The organism is Burkholderia sp. SIMBA_051, from assembly GCF_046534915.1.
Taxonomy (GTDB): domain Bacteria; phylum Pseudomonadota; class Gammaproteobacteria; order Burkholderiales; family Burkholderiaceae; genus Burkholderia; species Burkholderia ambifaria.
On the sequence record NZ_JAWRXS010000001.1, the window covers coordinates 324,803 to 343,487 of the forward strand.

Annotated in this window: 13 protein-coding genes and 1 tRNA gene; 4 read left to right on the forward strand and 10 right to left on the reverse strand. The window is 66.3% G+C overall.

Features of this window, described 5'->3' with window-relative positions:
- Nucleotides 1–289 precede the first annotated feature (289 nt).
- The 4 genes from SB771_RS01405 to SB771_RS01420 form a co-directional block, all read right to left on the reverse strand.
- A complete protein-coding gene (locus tag SB771_RS01405) occupies nt 290–1,912 on the reverse strand; it encodes an AMP-binding protein (RefSeq protein ID WP_175659516.1) in 1,623 nt (540 codons plus the stop codon).
- A 160-nt stretch (nt 1,913–2,072) separates the two neighbouring features.
- The gene (locus SB771_RS01410) at nt 2,073–3,056 is read right to left on the reverse strand and encodes an alpha/beta hydrolase (RefSeq protein WP_175659517.1); all 984 of its coding nucleotides are present in this window, start codon (nt 3,054–3,056) and stop codon (nt 2,073–2,075) included.
- 13 nt (nt 3,057–3,069) lie between these two features.
- Nucleotides 3,070–4,533, reverse strand: a complete 1,464-nt coding sequence (locus SB771_RS01415; protein ID WP_175659518.1) for a flavin-containing monooxygenase — start codon at nt 4,531–4,533, stop codon at nt 3,070–3,072.
- A 52-nt stretch (nt 4,534–4,585) separates the two neighbouring features.
- Complete coding sequence (locus SB771_RS01420; protein ID WP_175659519.1) at nt 4,586–5,752, reverse strand: iron-containing alcohol dehydrogenase; 1,167 nt, start codon at nt 5,750–5,752, stop codon at nt 4,586–4,588.
- Between the two features lie 287 nt (nt 5,753–6,039).
- Between SB771_RS01420 and SB771_RS01425 the strand changes: the two genes are divergently transcribed.
- The 4 genes from SB771_RS01425 to SB771_RS01440 are packed head-to-tail and all read left to right on the forward strand — an operon-like array spanning nt 6,040 to nt 12,125.
- Complete coding sequence (locus SB771_RS01425) at nt 6,040–7,197, forward strand: efflux RND transporter periplasmic adaptor subunit (RefSeq protein WP_175659520.1); 1,158 nt, start codon at nt 6,040–6,042, stop codon at nt 7,195–7,197.
- A 19-nt stretch (nt 7,198–7,216) separates the two neighbouring features.
- On the forward strand, nt 7,217–10,360 hold the full coding sequence (locus tag SB771_RS01430; protein WP_175659521.1) for an efflux RND transporter permease subunit: 3,144 nt from the start codon (nt 7,217–7,219) through the stop codon (nt 10,358–10,360).
- A 4-nt stretch (nt 10,361–10,364) separates the two neighbouring features.
- Complete coding sequence (locus SB771_RS01435; RefSeq protein WP_175659522.1) at nt 10,365–11,807, forward strand: efflux transporter outer membrane subunit; 1,443 nt, start codon at nt 10,365–10,367, stop codon at nt 11,805–11,807.
- 3 nt (nt 11,808–11,810) lie between these two features.
- Nucleotides 11,811–12,125, forward strand: a complete 315-nt coding sequence (locus tag SB771_RS01440; protein ID WP_175659523.1) for a hypothetical protein — start codon at nt 11,811–11,813, stop codon at nt 12,123–12,125.
- A 110-nt stretch (nt 12,126–12,235) separates the two neighbouring features.
- Here SB771_RS01440 and SB771_RS01445 read toward each other — a convergent pair.
- The 6 genes from SB771_RS01445 to fdxH all read right to left on the reverse strand — a co-directional run bounded on the left by SB771_RS01445 (nt 12,236) and on the right by fdxH (nt 18,684).
- Nucleotides 12,236–12,331 (reverse strand) — tRNA-Sec (locus SB771_RS01445).
- A 51-nt stretch (nt 12,332–12,382) separates the two neighbouring features.
- On the reverse strand, nt 12,383–14,308 hold the full coding sequence (gene selB, locus SB771_RS01450) for a selenocysteine-specific translation elongation factor (protein WP_175659524.1): 1,926 nt from the start codon (nt 14,306–14,308) through the stop codon (nt 12,383–12,385).
- Complete coding sequence (gene selA, locus SB771_RS01455; RefSeq protein ID WP_175659525.1) at nt 14,309–15,745, reverse strand: L-seryl-tRNA(Sec) selenium transferase; 1,437 nt, start codon at nt 15,743–15,745, stop codon at nt 14,309–14,311.
- Between the two features lie 76 nt (nt 15,746–15,821).
- Complete coding sequence (gene fdhE / locus SB771_RS01460) at nt 15,822–16,757, reverse strand: formate dehydrogenase accessory protein FdhE (RefSeq protein ID WP_175659526.1); 936 nt, start codon at nt 16,755–16,757, stop codon at nt 15,822–15,824.
- Nucleotides 16,758–17,146: 389 nt separating this feature from the next.
- On the reverse strand, nt 17,147–17,773 hold the full coding sequence (locus SB771_RS01465) for a formate dehydrogenase subunit gamma (RefSeq protein WP_175659527.1): 627 nt from the start codon (nt 17,771–17,773) through the stop codon (nt 17,147–17,149).
- Nucleotides 17,770–18,684 carry a formate dehydrogenase subunit beta gene (gene fdxH / locus SB771_RS01470; protein WP_011658409.1) on the reverse strand — a complete coding sequence of 305 codons (915 nt, stop codon included), beginning with the start codon at nt 18,682–18,684 and terminating at the stop codon, nt 17,770–17,772. The genes SB771_RS01465 and fdxH overlap by 4 nt, the downstream gene beginning before the upstream one ends.
- Nucleotide 18,685 lies beyond the last annotated feature (1 nt).

Here is an 18,685-nt window from a genome sequence, read left to right on the forward strand (position 1 = left end):
AGATCACACGACTTGGTCATTTGACCGTAAGGCACGAAGACGCTCACCAGTGCATGCCAGCGATCACGCGCCAAACCCGGGAAGATCGCCGAACCACCCGACCGACGGGCAAGCGGGCCACGGCGATACGTATTCCGATTTGTTTCGTCATCTCGAACATGGTCACTTGACCAAGTTCAATGGTTCCCAGTCTATGCAGTCGAACAGCAATTTGAATCAGGGCTTTCCATTACACGATCGTTCGAGCAAGCCGCAGCGCGAGCTACGGGAATCGGTGCGGCTCATCGCGTCAGGCGTTCGTCACCCGCAACTCGCGCCGAAGGATTTTCCCGACGTTGCTTTTTGGCAGGCTGTCGCGAAACTCGATGCTTTTCGGACGCTTGTAGCCGGTCAGCTGGCCCTTGCAGAACGCCATCAGGTCCTCGGCCGTCAGTTCGGGCGCTTTCCTGACCACGAACAGCTTGACGGCCTCTCCCGAGTGCTCGTCGGGTACGCCGATCGCCGCGACTTCGTAAACGCCCGGGTGTTTGGCGACGACCTCTTCGATCTCGTTCGGATAGACGTTGAAGCCGGACACGAGAATCATGTCCTTCTTGCGGTCGACGATTCGCACGAAGCCGTCCGCCGAGATCGACGCAATGTCGCCCGACCGGAAGAAGCCGTCCGCGGTCATCACTTTCGCGGTCTCGTCCGGCCGCCGCCAGTAACCCGCCATCACCTGGGGGCCGCGGATGCACAGCTCGCCGGCTTGTCCGGGCGGCAGTTCGTTGCCGTCGTCGTCCCGGATCGATATGTCGGTGGACGGCAACGGCAGGCCGATCGTGCCGTTGAACTCGCCGCGTGCAACGGGGTTGACCGTCACGCACGGCGATGTCTCGGACAGCCCGTATCCTTCGATGATCGGCGCGCCGGTCATTTCCCTCCAGCGCTTTGCGACGACTTCCTGCGTGGCCATCCCGCCGCCGTTGGCCAGCAGCAGATTGGAGCAATCGAGACGCGAGAAGTCGGGATGATGGAGCATCGCGTTATACAGCGTGTTCACGCCCGGGAAGGTGGTGATCTTGTATCCGGCGAGCGACGCGATCATCCCGCCGATGTCGCGCGGGTTCGGAACGAGCACGCACATCCCGCCCGTGTACATCGTCGACAGGCAGCAGATGTTGAGCGCAAAGATGTGATAGATCGGAAGGGCCGCCACCGTGATGAACTGCTTCACGTCGGGGCGCCAACTGCGCGCGGGCTCGAGCCAGACGTCCGCCTGCAATACATTCGCGACGATGTTCCGATGCAACAGCGTCGCCCCTTTCGACACGCCGGTCGTCCCGCCCGTATATTGGAGAAACGCGATGTCGTCCGGTGACAGGCGAGCCGGCACGAACGGGCGCTCGCGGCCCTCCGCGATCGCGTCGTCGAATGTCGTATGCGCGCCCGGCGCCTGCGTCGTCGCGGTGGGGCCGCCCTGCGTGGCGACCAGCACATGCTTCACCTGCGTGTGCGCGATGATGGCGTCCAGCGTCGCAACACAACTGTCGAGCAGGATAATCGCCTCGGCGCCGCTATCGTTCAGCTGGTGTTCCAGCTCGCGGGGCGTATAAAGCGGATTGACGTTGACGACGACGTAGCCGGCGCGCAGGACTGCACAGATCGACACCGGGTAAGGCAGCACGTTCGGCATCATGATCGCGACGCGCGCACCGCGCTCGAGCCCTCGCGATTGCAGCCACGCGGCCAGTGAGCGCGACATCGCGTCGAGTTCACCATACGTGATCAGCGTGCCGTCACACGCGAACGCGGGGCTTTCGCGAAACTTGTCGAAGCTTGCGTCGATCAATTCGCTGACGGATCGATACGCGCTGCAGTCGATCTCTGCCGGCACTTCTGGCGGATAGGAAGCAAGCCAGATCTTTTCCATACCGAATCTCCTCTGTCCTCTTTTGAATGATCGCGCGATGCTTCGCGCTTGGACGCACGTCGGGCACGCCGGCGCGCGTCGAACGATGCGAGAGCGCTGCGCTGTCCTGCCGATCCGTCGCAAGCCGCATTGTTCGCACGGCAATGCGCGGACCCAAGCGTCAGACGCCGACACTGCCCCTTTCGGCCAGCCGCCGAACGAAGGCGGCGGCGCGTTCCAGCAAATAGCGCGCTGTCGCGATATGACGGGCCGCGGTCACGATGCCGTGATGATGCGCGGGCAGATGGTGATGCTCGACTTCGCTGCCGGCACGCGCCGCGCACGATGCATATGCCACGCCCTCGTCGCACAGCGGGTCGAGCCCCACGGTTGCAATGAACATCGGCGGCTGCCGCCGGCCCTCCGCATGCAGCAGCGGAGACAGGCGCGCAAGATCGAGCGGCGTGCCGGCCGGCACGTAGTGGTCGCGGAACCAGCGCATCGATTCGGACACCAGCGGTAATCCGCCTTGAATCCGTCGATATGACGGCAGCGATGCGGTCAGGTCCGTCACCGGATAAAAAAGGAGCTGCCCGACGATCGCGGTGCGCGCCGCCGATCCCGCATTCGCGATGATCGTCGCCATGTTGCCGCCGGCGCTGTCGCCGGCCAGCACCACCCGGGACGCATCGATCGCGAGCGCCGGGGCGTGTGTAATCAGATAGTCCAACGCCCGTTCGCAGTCCTCGAGCGGGACCGGCCACCGGTGCTCCGGCGATCGCCGGTACTCCACCGACGCGACCGGGCACCCGCCATGCCGTGCGAGATGACGGCAAATGCCGTCATGCGTGTCCACGCTTCCGATCACCCACCCGCCGCCGTGAATGAACACGACGAGCGGATCGCAGCCGATACCCGCCGCATTGCGCGGGCGATAGAGCCGTACCCGAATGCTGCCGCCCGTGACGGGAACCGCGATGTCGTCATGAGTCACCGCGTCGTCACCCACGAGGCCGTTCAGTTCGCACGCACGCTCGAAGTTCGCGCGCGATTGATCCACGGGCAAGCTGCCGTAGTGCCGTCCGCCCAGTTCGCGGAACGTCCGCACGGCGTCCCGGGCATCGTCGGCCACTTCCGTCAGCGGCAACCACGGCATCGATGTCATGCGCATCCCCCGCTCAGAGCGTACCGAACACGCTTTGATCCCACTGCGTCGCGGCACGGTATTCGTCCACCGTGCCGGGCCAGTTGTTGATCACCTTGCCCTGCGCGTTCTTGTACCAGCTCGAGCAGCCGGCGGAAAACGCCGAGCCGGCCATCGCCGCTTGCAGCTTGTCGTTGTATTCGTCGAACACGGCCCTGTCGACGTCGACCGCGCCGATACCCGCCGCGGCCATGCCGCCGATCGCATCGATGATGTAGTTCTGCTGGATCTCGAGCATCGACACGATGGAGTTGTGGTTCAGGTTCGTGTTCGGCCCGTACAGCATGAACATGTTGGGAAAGCCCGGCACCGTGATGCCAAGATAGGCCTCCGGCCCGTGTTCCCACGCCTGCGCCAGCGTGCCGCTCGTGCCGCGCACTTGCAGGCTGCCCTGGAATGCCTGGCTCTCGAAGCCCGTGCCGAATATGACCACGTTGAACGGCAGAACACGGCCGTCCCGCGTCACGATACCGTCTTCGACGAACGCCTCCACACCTGCCGTTTCGAGCGCGACGTTCTCACGCATGAGCGCCGGGTAGTAGTCGTCCGACCGCAGGATCCGCTTGCATGCGTATTCATAGTCCGGCCTCAGCTTCTCGCGCAGTACCGGGTCGGACACCTGCCGATGAAGATGCGCCAACGCGAGGCTCTTGCCTTCCGTCTGCGCATTGGAACCCATCCGCGTGCGCTCGAATCCCGACTCGCGGAACGCGTGCAGCGATTTCCGGCTCTCCTCGAAGAGACGAGGCTCCTGCTCGTACGAATCGAGCTGCTCTTTCGAGAAGATGATCTGGTTGCGCGGCATGATCCAGTTTGCGCTGCGCTGGAACACCGTAAGCTGCGCGACCTTCGGCGCAATCGCCGGCACGTATTGCACCGCGCTCGCGGCGTTGCCGATGCTCGCCACGCGCTTGCCGCTCAGGTCCACATCGTGCCGCCATTGCGCGGAGTGGAAGGTGTCGCCCTTGAAACTCGCCAGGCCGCGCACCGCCGGCGTCATCGGCCGGTTCAGTTGTCCCCACGCCGGCACGAAGAAGCGAGCGGTCAACCGCGATCCGTCGTCCAGCTCGAACCGCCAGAGGCGCGCAGCCGCATCCCATTGCGCGCGGCAAATCTCGCGATTGAACCGCAGGTGGTCTGCCAGCCCGAACCGCGCGGCGAGCGATTTCAGGTAATTGAGCAGTTCGTTTCTGCCGGCATACATCGCGCTGACGCGCAAGTGCGGATGGAAGCTGTAGCAATACAGGTGCGACTCGGTATCGCATGCCGCGCCGGGATACGAATTGTCGAGCCAGACGCCACCGAGCTCGGGACGCTTCTCCAACACGACGAAGTCGTCGATACCCGCGATTTTCATGCGGGCCGCCATTCCAAGGCCGCCGAAGCCGGCACCCAGAATGACGACCTCGTGATGCTCAACCTTTTCTACAGTGTTCACGGTGCACTCTCTCCATTAACGTTACGGCGACGACGGATCGGCCTGCGTCGGTTCAATAGGCCTGCTCATACAGGCGCAACGCATCGGCATCCGTGACAACGACCGGATTGTTCTGCAGCAGGCGCTGCTGCTTCATCGCATCCGCCGCGAGTGTCGGCAGGCTCGAACGCGTGATGCCCACGTCGCGCAAGCGTCGCGGTGCGCCGGATCGTTCGATCAGGTCGGTCACGAATCCGATGAATGCGGTCGTGCGCGCGTGGGCATCGCCGTTTCCATCCGCCCCTACGACGTCTGCCAGTTCCGAATATTGCGGAGCGGCCGCTTCCGCGTTGAAACGCAGGACGGGGGCCAGCATCAATGCGTTCGACAAACCATGCGGGATGTGGAAATGGCCGCCCAACGGATACGCCAGTGCATGAACCGCGGCCACCGGCGCGTTGGCGAACGCTTGCCCCGCCAGGGTGGCGCCGAGCAGCATGGCCTCCCTCGCACGCTGATCTTCGCCGTTCTCGCAAGCCGGGATCAGGTTGTTTGCCAGCAAACGCAGTGCTTCCCGCGCCAGCGCGTCGGAAATCGCATTCTTCTTGTGCTTGCTGGTATACGCCTCGATGGCGTGGACCACCGCATCGATGCCGGTCGCAGCCGTATGACTGCGCGGCAGACCGACAGTCAGTTCGGCGTCCAGGATCACTCGGTCGGCATACAGCTGACGTGACACGATCCCCATCTTGTTTGTTTCGCTTACCGAAACGATGGAAATGTTGGTGACTTCCGACCCGGTGCCAGCCGTCGTGGGGATTTGCACCAATGGCAGGCGTGCGCCCCGAACGTTGCCGATTCCGTACATGTCCGCGAGCGATTGCTGCGAGACGATCAGGACGGCAGCCAGTTTTGCAATGTCCATCGACGAGCCACCGCCCAAGCCAATGACGACGTCTACCTCTGCACTGCGCGCGAACGCGACGCAGCGCGATACCACGATCTCGGGCGGGTCGGCCACGACCTCGTCGAACAAGGCCACACGGAATCCCCCGGCCGCCAACGACGCTTTCGCCGGCTCCAGCACGCCCGCCTTGTGCAGCCCTGCGTCGGTAACGATCAGGACATTGCGGCGCTCCGTCCATGCCGCCATTACTTGACCCAAGCGGCGCACGCAGCCCCACTCCTGAAGAATTGACGGAACGGTTTCGAAGAGCATCGACTGCGGGGACATTTCCATTGACGTTTCCTTCATGCGGACGTTGGCGGTTAGATCCGGGCACACCTGTACTGTCGTCGCCTCCCCTCCGCTTCCGCCGAACACTCCCGGCATGCACATGCCCCTGAGAACGAGACTTCCGGTTTTGGGATAGACTACGCGCCCTTGGTCAATTGACATGGTCATTTGATCACAACCGAAAACTTGCGGCAACTCAGTAGTTGCACGGGGCTGCGACGCGGGCACCGTCGACGCCGTCCTCGAACCGACAATGCGGGCCATCGTCGCCCGCGTCCCAAGGAGTCCACATGAAAAATCACAAACGACGCTGCTACGGCGCCGTATGCGCGCTGGCGGCGGCAATGCTGGCGGGCTGCGGGCCCGCCGAACAGCAGGCCGCCGCGCCGGCCACCCCGGTTGCGGCGATGACGCTGGCCGCCTCGCGCCTCGATCTGACCGAAGACCTGCCCGGCCGTGTCGCGGCGGTCCGGATTGCCGAGATCCGACCCCAGGTCAACGGCATCGTGCAGCGACGGCTGTTCGAGCAAGGCACGGAAGTGCGGGCAGGCCAGCCGCTGTTCCAGATCAACCCGGCACCGTTCAAGGCCGACATGGATACGGCCGCGGCGGCCCTGCAACGCGCGCAAGCCGCGCTCGAACGGGCCAAGGTGCAGACGACGCGGCTCAAACCGCTGGTCGAGGCCGACGCGATCAGCCGGCAGGTGTACGACGACTCGGTGTCCCAACGCGACCAGGCCGCCGCCGACGTCGCACAGGCCCGCGCGACGCTCGCACGACGCCAGCTCGACCTGAAGTTCGCGACCGTCGAAGCGCCGATCACGGGCCGCATCGACCAGGCGCTCGTGACCGAGGGCGCGCTGGTCGCGAGCAGCGACAGCCAGCCGATGGCACGCATCCAGCAGATCGATCAGGTATACGTCGACGTGCGCCAGCCGGCCGCCTCGCTCGAATCGCTGCGCGGCGCCCTCGCGGCCCAGCCGGACGCGACGGGCAATGGCCTGCCGGTCGACGTGCTGCGCGGCGACGACTCGCGCTACGACGTCAGGGGCCGCATGCTGTTCTCGGGCGTCAACGTCGACCCGGGCACCGGCGACGTGCTGCTGCGCGTGCTGGTCGACAACCCGAAGCGCGAGCTGCTGCCCGGCATGTACGTGCGTGCCCGCATCCCGCGTGGGCACTATGACAACGCGCTGACCGTGCCGCAACAGGCGATCGTCCGCGCAGGCGGCAAGCCGCAGGTCTGGGTGCTCGACGCGAAGAGCCAGGCGCATCTGAAGGCCGTCGAGGTGGGCGAGCTGACGAACCGCAGCTACCGCATCAAGTCGGGCCTGCAGGCAGGCCAGAAGGTCGTCGTCGAAGGCATGGAACGCCTGAGCGACGGCGCGACCGTGACGGCGACCGCATGGAAGGCGCCCGAGGCGGTCAAAACCGCTTCCGCGCACTGAGTCACGGGAGCCTCAAGTCATGTCCCAATTCTTCATCCGGCGCCCGGTCTTCGCATGGGTGATCGCCCTCTTCATCATCCTGCTGGGCCTGATCGCCATTCCCGAACTGCCGGTTGCGCGCTACCCGTCGGTCGCGCCGCCGACCGTCACCATTACCGCCACCTACCCGGGCGCCACGCCGCAGACGATGAGCGACAGCGTGCTGAGCCTCATCGAGCGCGAGCTGTCCGGCGTGCGAAACCTGCTGTATTTCGAATCGTCGGCGGATACCTCCGGTCAGGCGCAGATCACCGCGACCTTCAAGCCCGGTACCGATTCGGCGATGGCGCAGGTCGAAGTACAGAACAAGCTCAAGTCGGTCGAACCGCGCCTGCCTCCCGTCGTGCGGCAAAACGGCGTGATCGTGCAGTCGGCCGCCACGGGCTTCCTGTTGTTCGTCGGCCTCAAGTCGGACAGCGGCCGCTACGACGAAAACGCGCTTGCCGACTACATGGCGCGCAACGTCGTCGAGGACCTGCGACGTGTCGAAGGCGTCGGCAAGGTGCAGTTGTTCGGCTCCGAACAGGCGATGCGCATCTGGGTCGATCCGCAGAAGCTGATCACCTACGGCCTGTCGATGAACGACCTGACGACGGCCGTCAGCCAGCAGAACGTTCAGATCGCGCCGGGCAGCCTCGGCGCGGCGCCCGCGCTGTCCGGGCAGCGCGTCACGGTGCCGCTCACCGCGCAAGGGCAGCTCACGACGCCGGAGCAGTTCGCGAAGATCGTGCTGCGCGCGAATGCGAACGGCTCGAAGGTCGTGCTCGGCGACGTCGCACGGGTCGAACTCGGCCCGCAAGCGTTCACCTTCGTCAACAGCGAGAACGGCAAACCCGCCACCTTCGCGGGCGTGCAGCTGGCGCCGGGCGCCAACGCGGTGAAGACCGCGGAGGCCGTGCGCGAGCAACTGGACATGATCGCCAGGACGATGCCGTCCGGCATGGCCTACTCGATCCCGTTCGATACCGCGCCGTTCGTGAAGATCTCGATCGAGAAGGTCGTTCACACGCTGCTCGAGGCGATGGTGCTCGTGTTCCTGGTGATGTACCTGTTCCTGCAGAACGTGCGCTACACGCTGATCCCGGCGATCGTCGCGCCGGTGGCGATGCTCGGCACCTTCACGGTCATGCTGATGACCGGTTTCTCGATCAACGTGCTGACCATGTTCGGCATGGTGCTCGCGATCGGCATCATCGTCGACGATGCGATCGTCGTCGTCGAGAACGTCGAACGCCTGATGGTGGAAGAAGGCCTGTCGCCGAAGGACGCGACGATCAAGGCGATGAAGGAAATCACCGGCGCGATCATCGGCATCACGCTGGTGCTGACGGCCGTGTTCCTGCCGATGGCGATGTCGAGCGGTTCGGTCGGCGTGATCTATCAGCAGTTCACGCTGTCGATGGCCGTGTCGATCATGTTCTCGGCCCTGCTCGCGCTGACGCTGACGCCGGCCCTGTGCGCGACGATGCTCAAGCCGGTCGAACACGGGCACCACGAGAAGCGCGGCTTCTTCGGCTGGTTCAACCGCCGTTTCGACCGCCTCACGCAATGGTACGAGACACGCGTCGGCCGGCTGGTCGGCCGCACCGGGCGCGTGATGCTGCTGTTCGTCGCGATTTCCGCCGCGCTGGTGTTCGGCTTCCGGATGCTGCCGTCGTCGTTCCTGCCCGAGGAAGACCAGGGCTACTTCATGACCGGCTTCCTGCTCCCGGCGGATTCGACCGTCGAGCGGACCGGCGACGTGGTCAAGGCGCTCGAGAAGCATCTCGCATCGCGTCCGGCCATCGAGTCGAGCATCTCCATCATCGGCTACGGCTTCTCCGGCCTCGGCTCGAATGCGGCACTGAATTACGCGGTGCTGAAGGACTGGAACAAGCGCGGCGGTGCATCCACGCTGGACGAAGCGATGCGCGCGCAGGCAGCGATGGGCGGCGTGACCGAAGGCACGGTCATGAGCCTGTTGCCGCCGGCGATCGACGGGCTGGGCACCAGCTCGGGCTTCACGATGCGCCTGCAGGATCGCGCCAACCAGGGCTACGCGGTGCTCAAGGCGGCTGAAACCAGGCTGCTCGAACTGGCCGCGCAAAGCAAGGTGGTGACCGGCGTCTATCCGGACAGCCTGCCCACTGGTACGAGCGTGAAGCTCGACATCGACCGCGAGAAGGCCGAAGCGCTCGGCGTGTCGTTCACGACCATCAGCGACACGCTGTCGGCCGCGATGGGGTCGACCTACGTGAACGACTTTCCCAACGCGGGCCGCATGCAGCAGGTGATCATCCAGGCCGATGCGCCGGCACGCATGCAGATCGAAAACGTGATGAAGCTCTACGTGCGCAACGCGACCGGCGGCATGGTGCCGCTGTCCGAAGTGGTGCGTCCGGTCTGGTCGGAAGCCCCGCTCCAGATGGTGCGCTTCCAGGGTTACCCGTCCGCGCGCATCTCCGGCGGTTCGGCGCCCGGCTACTCCAGCGGCGCGGCGATGGCCGAGATGGAGCGTCTGGCCGCGCAGTTGCCGCCGGGCTTCTCGGTCGCCTGGACCGGCCAGTCGCTGCAGGAGCGCGAGTCGGCATCGCAGGCGCCGATGCTGATGGCGCTGTCGATGGTCGTCGTGTTCCTCGTGCTCGCGGCGCTCTACGAGAGCTGGGCGATTCCGCTGTCGGTGATGCTGGTGGTGCCGCTCGGCCTGATCGGTGCACTCGGTGCCGTGATGCTCCGCGGACTGCCGAACGACGTGTTCTTCAAGGTCGGGATGATCACCGTGATCGGCCTGTCGGCGAAGAACGCGATCCTGATCGTTGAATTCGCGAAGCAGTTGCGCGAGGAAGGCAAGGGGCTGATCGAGGCTGCCGTGCAGTCGTCGAAGCTGCGCCTGCGCCCGATCCTGATGACGTCGCTCGCGTTCGGGCTCGGCGTGGTGCCGCTCGTCATCGCCTCCGGCGCCAGCTCCGAGACGCAACACGCGATCGGCACCGGCGTGCTGGGCGGCATGATCACCGCCACCGTGCTGGCCATTTTCTTCGTCCCGGTTTTCTTCGTGTTCGTGATGAGCATCCAGGAACGCATCTCGGCATGGCTGGCACCCCGCAAGAAGCCCGCCGCCGTGACCCACGAACAAGAAGGTTGATGCCATGCGATTGCTTATTCTTTCCGCCGCGGTTTCCACCGCCCTCGCGCTGTCGGCGTGCTCGATGGCGCCGAAGCTGGTCAAGCCCGGGATGCCGGTGCCGACCGCCTATACGACCGCTGCCGCGGCCGACCAGCACGCGAACGCGGCCGATCTCGGCTGGCGCACGATGTTCGGCGACCGTCGCCTGCAGCGCCTGATCGAGCTCGCGCTCGAGAACAACCGCGACCTGCGCCTGGCCGCGCTGAACGTCCAGGCTGCCGAAGCGCAGTACGGCATCCAGCGTTCCGCGCGCCTGCCGTCGATCGGCGCCGGCGCGAGCTTCACGCGCCAGCGCACGGCGGCCGACTCGCAATCGAACCCGCCGCTGCTCGAAAACACGCAGAACCAGTACGGCGTGAACGTCGGCGTCAGCGCGTTCGAGATCGACCTGTTCGGCCGCGTGAAGTCGCTGTCCGATGCGGCGTTCGCGCGCTACCTCGCGACCGATCACGGCCGCCGCGCGGTGCAGATCGCGCTCGTCGGCTCCGTGGCCAACGCGTATTTCGCCGAGCGCCTCGCGCAGGAACAGCGCGCATTGTCCGAACGCACGCTGAACGACTGGCGCCAGTCGCTCGATCTCGCGCGCCGGCTCAAGCTCGCGGACCAGGCGAGCGGCGTCGACATCGCGCAGGCCGAAGGCCAGGTCGCGAGCGCCAGCGCCGATCTCGAAGCGCGCTCGCGCGCCGTCGAGCAGGCGGGCAACGCGCTACGGTTGCTGGTCGGCACCGACCTGCCGAAGACCCTGCCCGACCCGCTGTCGCTGGAACGCCAGCCGGTGATGACGCAACTGCCGGCCGGATTGCCGTCGGAATTGCTGTACCGCCGGCCGGACATCCAGCAGGCCGAGCAGAATCTCGTCGCCGCCAACGCCGACATCGGCGCGGCGCGCGCGGCGTTCTTCCCGCGCCTGTCGCTGACCTCGTCGATCGGCTTCCTCAGCCCGGGGCTGGGCAGCCTGTTCGACGGCGGCCAGCGCGTGTGGAGCTTCGCGCCGCAGGTCACGTTGCCGATCTTCCAGGGCGGCCGGCTGCGCTCCGAACTGAATCTCGCGGAAGTGCGCAAGTCCAGCGCGGTGGTCGAGTACGAACGCGCGATCCAGACCGCGTTCCGCGAAGTGGCCGACGGCCTCGCCGGGCGCGAGACCTTCAGCCGCCAGATCGACGCGCAATCCCGGGTCGTCAAGAGCGCCGAGCGCCGCACCGATCTCGTGAACCTGCGCTATCGCGCCGGCATCGAGGATCGGCTGGAACTGCTCGACTCGCAGCGGCAGCTGTATGCCGCGCGTCAGGCATTGCTGGATCTGCGCAACGCTGAACTGGACAACGCGGTCGCGCTCTACAAGGCGCTCGGGGGCGGCCTGACGGACGTCGACGTGCGTTCTGGCAACAGCGTTCCGAACAGCTGAGCCTTGCGTCATCGCTCGTTCATTCACGACGATCAAAAACACGATCGAGTCCGGCGGCACAGGCACCACGCCGCCGGGCCGCCGCCCGATCACGCTCGCTTCGTATTGCTGACGGTCACCATCGCCCTGGCGATTCTGAACGGATGGTTCATCGTCTATGGCCTGAACGTTGTAACCGCGTCCGCGGTCGCCGACCACGCACTCGCGGGCGTGAGCCGGGATGCGCCGAGCTATCTGGTCCTTGCTTTCGTGCTGCTGATCGTACTCGTCTCGACGGTGATCGGGCTCGCCAAACGGGCTCACCAAGAGGAGGGGTAGCCCGCTTGTCCGGCATTCGCCGCCGCCCGTGCGTCGGAGACAGCGCATTTGCCGACATCAATCATGGAGGTCGCAATACCAGACGATCGGAGAGTGGTGGAAGTGCGAAATGGCGGAAGGCAGCCGGAGTCGAACCGACCCGGGAGTGTCTGACACCCCCAACTGGATTTGAAGTCCAGCCGTACCACCGGATACGAATGCCTTCCGACGAGAGAAGAACCACAAGAACCACAAGAACGAGAAGAACGCCGAGCGCGTTACGCCTGAATACTCGCCCAACCGCTGTCAGGCCGCAGGAAGTGGAGATCGCGGTGGAAGCGAGTATACCCAACCCGATCGAAGAATTCGAGAATCTGGATCGCACGCTTGCGGCCAAGCCCTGTCGCGTCGCGAAACGTCGCTGCATCGAGCCCGCCGCCGCGCGTCGGCGCGAGATCCGCAACGAGGCCGGCCAGCTCGCGCACGATATCCGCGTGATAGAACAGGTCACGCACGACCTGCTGCACATCGCCGCGCCGCGCGAGCTTGCGCAGCAGCGCCCGCACAGCCTCCTCCGCCGTGCCCGTGTCGCGCGCCAGATCGCGGACCCACGGCGGATCGAAGCGCCCGGCGTGGATCAGCGGCAGCAGTTGCCGCGCCAGCGCTTCCTCGCGCGCATCGAAACTCACCGAATGCGACGGCAGATGCAGCCAGGGCCCGCTACGCGCGACCTCCCCGCCGTCCACCAGCGCATCGACGAGCGCACGCCACAGCGCATCGCCGACGAGCGGCGCCACCATCCGCCGCAGACGTGCCGCGTCGAGCCCCTGCTCGTCCGGCACGCGCTCGTGATACGCGCGCAGCGTGTCGATCGTGCGCGCCTGCAGCGCCAGCCAGTGCGCCCGCGCCATCACCGTGCCGTCGTTCGACGCGGCGTCGCGCTGACCAATCGCGAGCGCATCGTCCGGCAACGCGAGCACGTCGGGCGCATACCCGGTGAGGTGCGTGAGCATCGTTCGGGCGATACCGAGCGGCGCCTGCGCGAGCAGCGCATCGAGCCGCCCTTCGTCGAGCCATGCCGCCAGTGCGTCGAGCCATGCGCGGCGCGCGGGCGTGCGGCGCTTGCGCGCGGGACCGAACGGGTCGAGCACGCGGCCGCCGCCGACGGTGCGCGTCGCTTGCGGATTGCGAACGATGAAGCGATCGCCCGGCAGCGCGAACACGGGTTCGTCGAACACCAGTTGCACGCGCATCTTCTGGCCGGCCGCAAGCGTATCGCCGTCGAGCAGCGCGACGTGCGCGACGCGATGCAGCGTGCCGAGATGCACGTGCAGCGACGCCCAGTGCGTCAGCGTGAGTCCCGCATCGGCCAGCAGCGTCAGTTCAACGTCAAGCCGCGGCGACGTCGCGACGAGCCGCGCATCCGCGACGGTATCGCCGCGTTCGACGTCCGCCTTGTCGACGCCGGCCAGGTTCAGCGCGCAACGCTCGCCCGCGCGGCCTGCGTCGACCGGTCGGTTCTGCGCATGAATGCTGCGCACGCGCGCCGCCGCGCCGGTGCGCACGACCGCAAGCGTGTCGCCGGTCGCCACGCGGCCCGCGAACGCGGTGCCCGTCACGACGGTGCCCTGCCCGGCGAGCGTAAACACGCGATCGACCGCGAGCCGGAACAGGCCATCGTCGCGGCGCGCGCGCCACGCGAGCGCCGCATCGGCGAGGAAACGCTTCAATGCGGCGACGCCCGGATCGTCCTCGCGCGTCGCGCAGGTTTCGAAGATCGGCGCGCCATCGAGCGTCGAGCCGTGCAGCCATGCGGCGATCTCGTCGCGCACCGCCGCCACGCGTGCGGCGTCGGCGCGATCGCACTTCGTCAGCGCGACCGCGCCATGCGTCACGCCGAGCAGTTGCAAAATCGCGAGATGCTCGCGGGTCTGCGGCATCACGCCGTCGTCGGCGGCGATCACGAGCAGCGCGAAGTCGATTCCGCACGCGCCGGCCGCCATCGTATGAACCAGCTTCTCGTGGCCGGGCACATCGATCAGGCCGAGCACGTCGCCGTTCTCGAGCGGCGTATACGCATAGCCGAGTTCGATCGAGATGCCGCGCGCCTTCTCTTCCTTCAAGCGGTCGGTGTCGACGCCCGTCAGCGCCCGCACGAGCGTCGTCTTGCCGTGATCGATATGTCCTGCAGTCCCGACGATCATTCAGTGGGCCTTTTCGATCCGCACGCATTGCGCGACGAATGTCGCTTCGTCGGCAGCTTCGAGGCAACGCAGATCGAGTCGCAGCGCATTGTCGGCCACACGGCCGATCACCGGACGCGGCCATTCGCGCAGCCGCTTCTCGAGCTGCGCGAGCGCACGGCCGCCACGCTTGCCGTCCGGCGTGCGCACGACGAGCCCGGCGCTCGGCAACTGGTCGAGCGGCAGCGCACCGCTACCGATCTGGCTGAACATCGGCTCGACGCGCACGTCGAAGTCGCTGCCGAGCGCGGCCTGCAACGCCGGCCGCACGCGTTCGGCGGCCTCGGCGATGTCACGTTGGGGCCGCGTCAGCAGCCGCAGCGTCGTGAGCCGCTCGCACAGGAATTCCGGTGCCTGGTAGAGCCGCAGCACGGGTTCGAGCGCGGCGAGCGTCAGCTTGCCGACGCGCAGCGCGCGCTTGAGCGGATGTTTCTTGATCTTTGCGACGAGCGCGCGATCGCCGACGATCAGGCCGGCCTGCGGCCCGCCGAGCAGCTTGTCGCCGCTGAACGTGACGAGGTCCGCGCCGGCCGCGATGGTTTCCTGCACGGTCGTCTCGTGCGGCAGGCCCCATTGCGACAGATCGGCGAGCGTGCCGCTGCCGAGATCGACCGCCACCGGCAGCCCGTGCTCGCGCGCAAGCGGCGCGAGTTCGGCCAGCGTCACTTCCTTCGTGAAGCCGCTGATCGCGTAATTGCTGCAGTGCACCTTCATCAGCATCGCCGTGCGCGGGCCGATGGCCTCGGCGTAGTCGCGCAGATGGGTACGGTTGGTCGTGCCGACTTCATGCAGCTTCGCACCGGCGCGGCTCATGATGTCCGGAATGCGGAATGCGCCGCCGATCTCGACCAGTTCGCCGCGCGACACGACGACTTCCTTCTTCGTTGCCAGCGCCGACAGCGTCAGCAGCACGGCCGCGGCATTGTTGTTGACGACGGTCGCGGCTTGCGCGCCGGTCAGTTCGCACAGCAGATCGTCGATCAGATCGTCGCGGTCGCCGCGGCGGCCGGTGGCGAGATCGAATTCGAGGTTCACGGGCTGGGTGAGCGCGTCGACCACCGCGCGCACCGCGTCGTCGGGCAACAGCGCGCGCCCGAGATTGGTGTGCAGCACGGTGCCCGTCAGGTTGAACACCGCGCGCACGGCACCCGCGCTCCGCGCGGCCAGCGTGCGGGCGACGGCAGCCGCGATACGCTGCTCGTCGAGCGGCTCGGCCGCCGCCGGATCCTGCTGCGCGGCGGTACGCCAGCGTTCGAGTTCGGCGCGCACCGCGTTCAGCACGCGCGTGCGGCCATAGTCGGCGAGCAGCGGCTGCAGCGGCGCCGACGACAGCACGCGCTCGACCGACGGTACGCGCGCGAGGACGGCATTCAGTTCATTCAAACCCGGTTCGCTCACGTAGGGGTGGCTCCATTTCCATGAGGGGGGCGGCCGCCGGCGCCGGTGCTCGCGCGCCCGCCCCGGCTGCCTGCCGTCAATCCGCTTCGCGCGACATGTCCGGCCACAGCAGCGGGTTCGGCGAACTGCGCTGGTAGCCGGCTTCGTTCATCAGCAGGTCGAGCGTGAGGCTTGCGAGATCGTCCGCGAGCGGCTCGAACTCGTAGTCCTTTTCCTGGTAGCCGATCTTGCGATACGTCTTGCATTCGTCGCACGATTCGGCCTTGATGGCTTCACTGCCGCCCTCGATCCCGTGGTAAGCGATGCCCTTGGTCGAGTCACAGTGCGAGCATTTCGTGCGCACCATGTGCCACTCGGTCGTGCACAGCCCGCACTGCAGGAAACGGTAGCCCTGGAACTGGCCGCCGACGCGCACGACGCTCGCGACCGGATGCGTGCCGCACACGGGGCATAGCCCCGGCTGGTCGAGATACGGGATCTCGGCCGGCGCGATGCGGCTCGCGAGATCGGTCCAGACGACCTGCAGCGCGGCCATCAGGAACGGCGCGGTAGCCGGGTCGACCTCGGCGAAGCGCAGCGCGAGGATCGCCTCGGCCTGCGCATCGAGTTCGGCGGGCGCCATCAGGCGCAGCCGGTCGAGCAGCTTCGCGAGCTGCGGGTTGACGAGCCCGGCGCCTTCGACGCGGTCGAGCAGCTCATACAGCACCGCGCGCCAGCGCGGATCGCGCTCGCCGCCGAGCGCGGGCACGAGCGGCATCGAATGCTGCTGCGCACGTGCGATCGCTTCCTTCGACGGCAGCGGCAGCTCGAGCGTCTGCAGCGTCGCATGCTGGGCATCGGCCACCGTGGCCATGAGCCGCAGGTAGCCGCTGATCGGGTTCAGGTCGGCCAGCTTGCGCAGCCGCGCGGCGCGCGCCGAAAACACGGTGGCGCGCTCTGGCAGGCGAAAGCGCGGAATGGCCGAATGATCGAGCGCCGAGATCTCGGTCGGTTCGAGAATGCGTTGTGTCACAAATATGTCTTCCAAGGGGGCTGTTTGCGCATGGAACGCGCATGCGTTGCCACGAGAAGGGCCGCTCGCGAGGCGCGCGACGCCGCGAATACTGACGTATTCGCAAGGAGTGCAACGTGGCGAGCGGCCCTTCTCGTGGCAACCCGTGACCAATAATCTATTTTAGGGGAATGCCCGAAATCGCTCATAGGGCGGCGTCGCTCGTCGCTTGTTTGGCTCGGCCAAACGGCGCTCCTCACTTCTTGCCCTACGAGCGATTTCGGGCATTCGCATGCGCGTTCCATGCGCAAACAGCCCCCAAACAAGCGCCGACGAATCGGCGCTTCTGGCGATTCCGGCGGGTGGCGAAACGGTACGCCGCAATCGGCGAACCGTTCCGCTCCGGTGCGTTATTTCACGCTTTCACGGAACCACTTCGGGTGATGCTTGCGGGCCCAGCCCAGCGTGACGGTGCCGCGCACCATCGCGCCGATCGAACCCTTCACCCACAACGCCGCGTAAATGTGCACGATGATGCTCACGATCAGCACGAAAGCCGCCACGGCATGCACGACAGCGGCCGCGCGGATCACCCCGATCGGGAAGTAGAACGAGAAGTAGCGCCGCCAGATCACGATCCCCGACAGCAGGAGCAGCAGCAGGCACGCCACCAACGTGAAGAATAGCAGCTTCTGTCCGGCGTTATAGCGCCCGACGGGCGGCAGCCTGTCTTCCCGGTTGGTCACCACGTCGTCGATCTGCCTCAGCCACTGCCGATCGTCCGCGTCGAGCACGTTGTGGTGCCAGAAGCGGACCACGAGAATCGCGAACGACACGAACATCACGAGGCCGACGAACGGATGCAGGATCCGCGTCCACTGGCCGCCGCCGAACAGCGCGGTGAGCCAGAACATCGACGGATGAAACAGCGCGAGCCCGGACAACGCGAGCAGCACGAAGGTGATCGCGGTGATCCAGTGGTTCGTGCGCTCGTTCGCCGTGTAGCGGACGATCAGGTTGGGGTCGTCGTGATTCATTTTGCGTCCTCCTCGATGCGTCGCGCCTCGTCGCGGGCGGCGGCCTCGTCTTCCGCGGTGACCTCGTTCGGACCGACGCGGATGTAGTGGAAGAATCCGGCGAGCGCGGTCAGCGCGATGCCGGCGACCGCGAGCGGCTTCGCGATCCCCTTCCACAGCCTCACCATCGGGCTGATCGACGGATCGTCGGGCAGCCCGTGGTACAGCGACGGTTTATCCGCGTGGTGCAGCACGTACATCACGTGCGTGCCGCCGACGCCCTGCGGGTCGTACAGCCCCGCATGCTCGAAGCCGCGCTCCTTCAGGTCCTCGATCCGCTCGGCCGCGTGCTGCTTCATGTCCTCCTTGGTGCCGAACACGATCGCGCCGGTCGGGCAGGTCTTCACGCAGGCCGGTTCCTGGCCGACCGCGACGCGGTCGGAACAGAGCGTGCACTTGTACGCGCGATGATCCTTCTTCGAAATCCTCGGAACATTGAACGGGCAGCCGGTCACGCAATAGCCGCAACCGATGCAGTTCTCCTCGTGGAAATCGACGATCCCGTTGTTGTACTGCACGATCGCGCCCGGCGACGGGCATGCCTTCAGGCAGCCCGGATCCTCGCAGTGCATGCAGCCGTCCTTGCGGATCAGCCATTCGAGGTCGCCGGCCGGGTTCTCGTATTCGGAGAACCGCATCACCGTCCACGAGTGCTCGGTCAGGTCGGCCGGGTTGTCGTACACGCCGACGTTGGTGCCGACCTCGTCGCGCAGGTCGTTCCACTCCATGCATGCCGTCTGGCACGCCTTGCAGCCGATGCACTTCGATACGTCGATCAGCTTCGCGACGCTCCCGGTCACCGGTTCGCGCGCCGTGGGCGGCGGCGTCGTGGTGGCCGAGACGCGCTTGATATCCAGCGATTGCAATGCCATC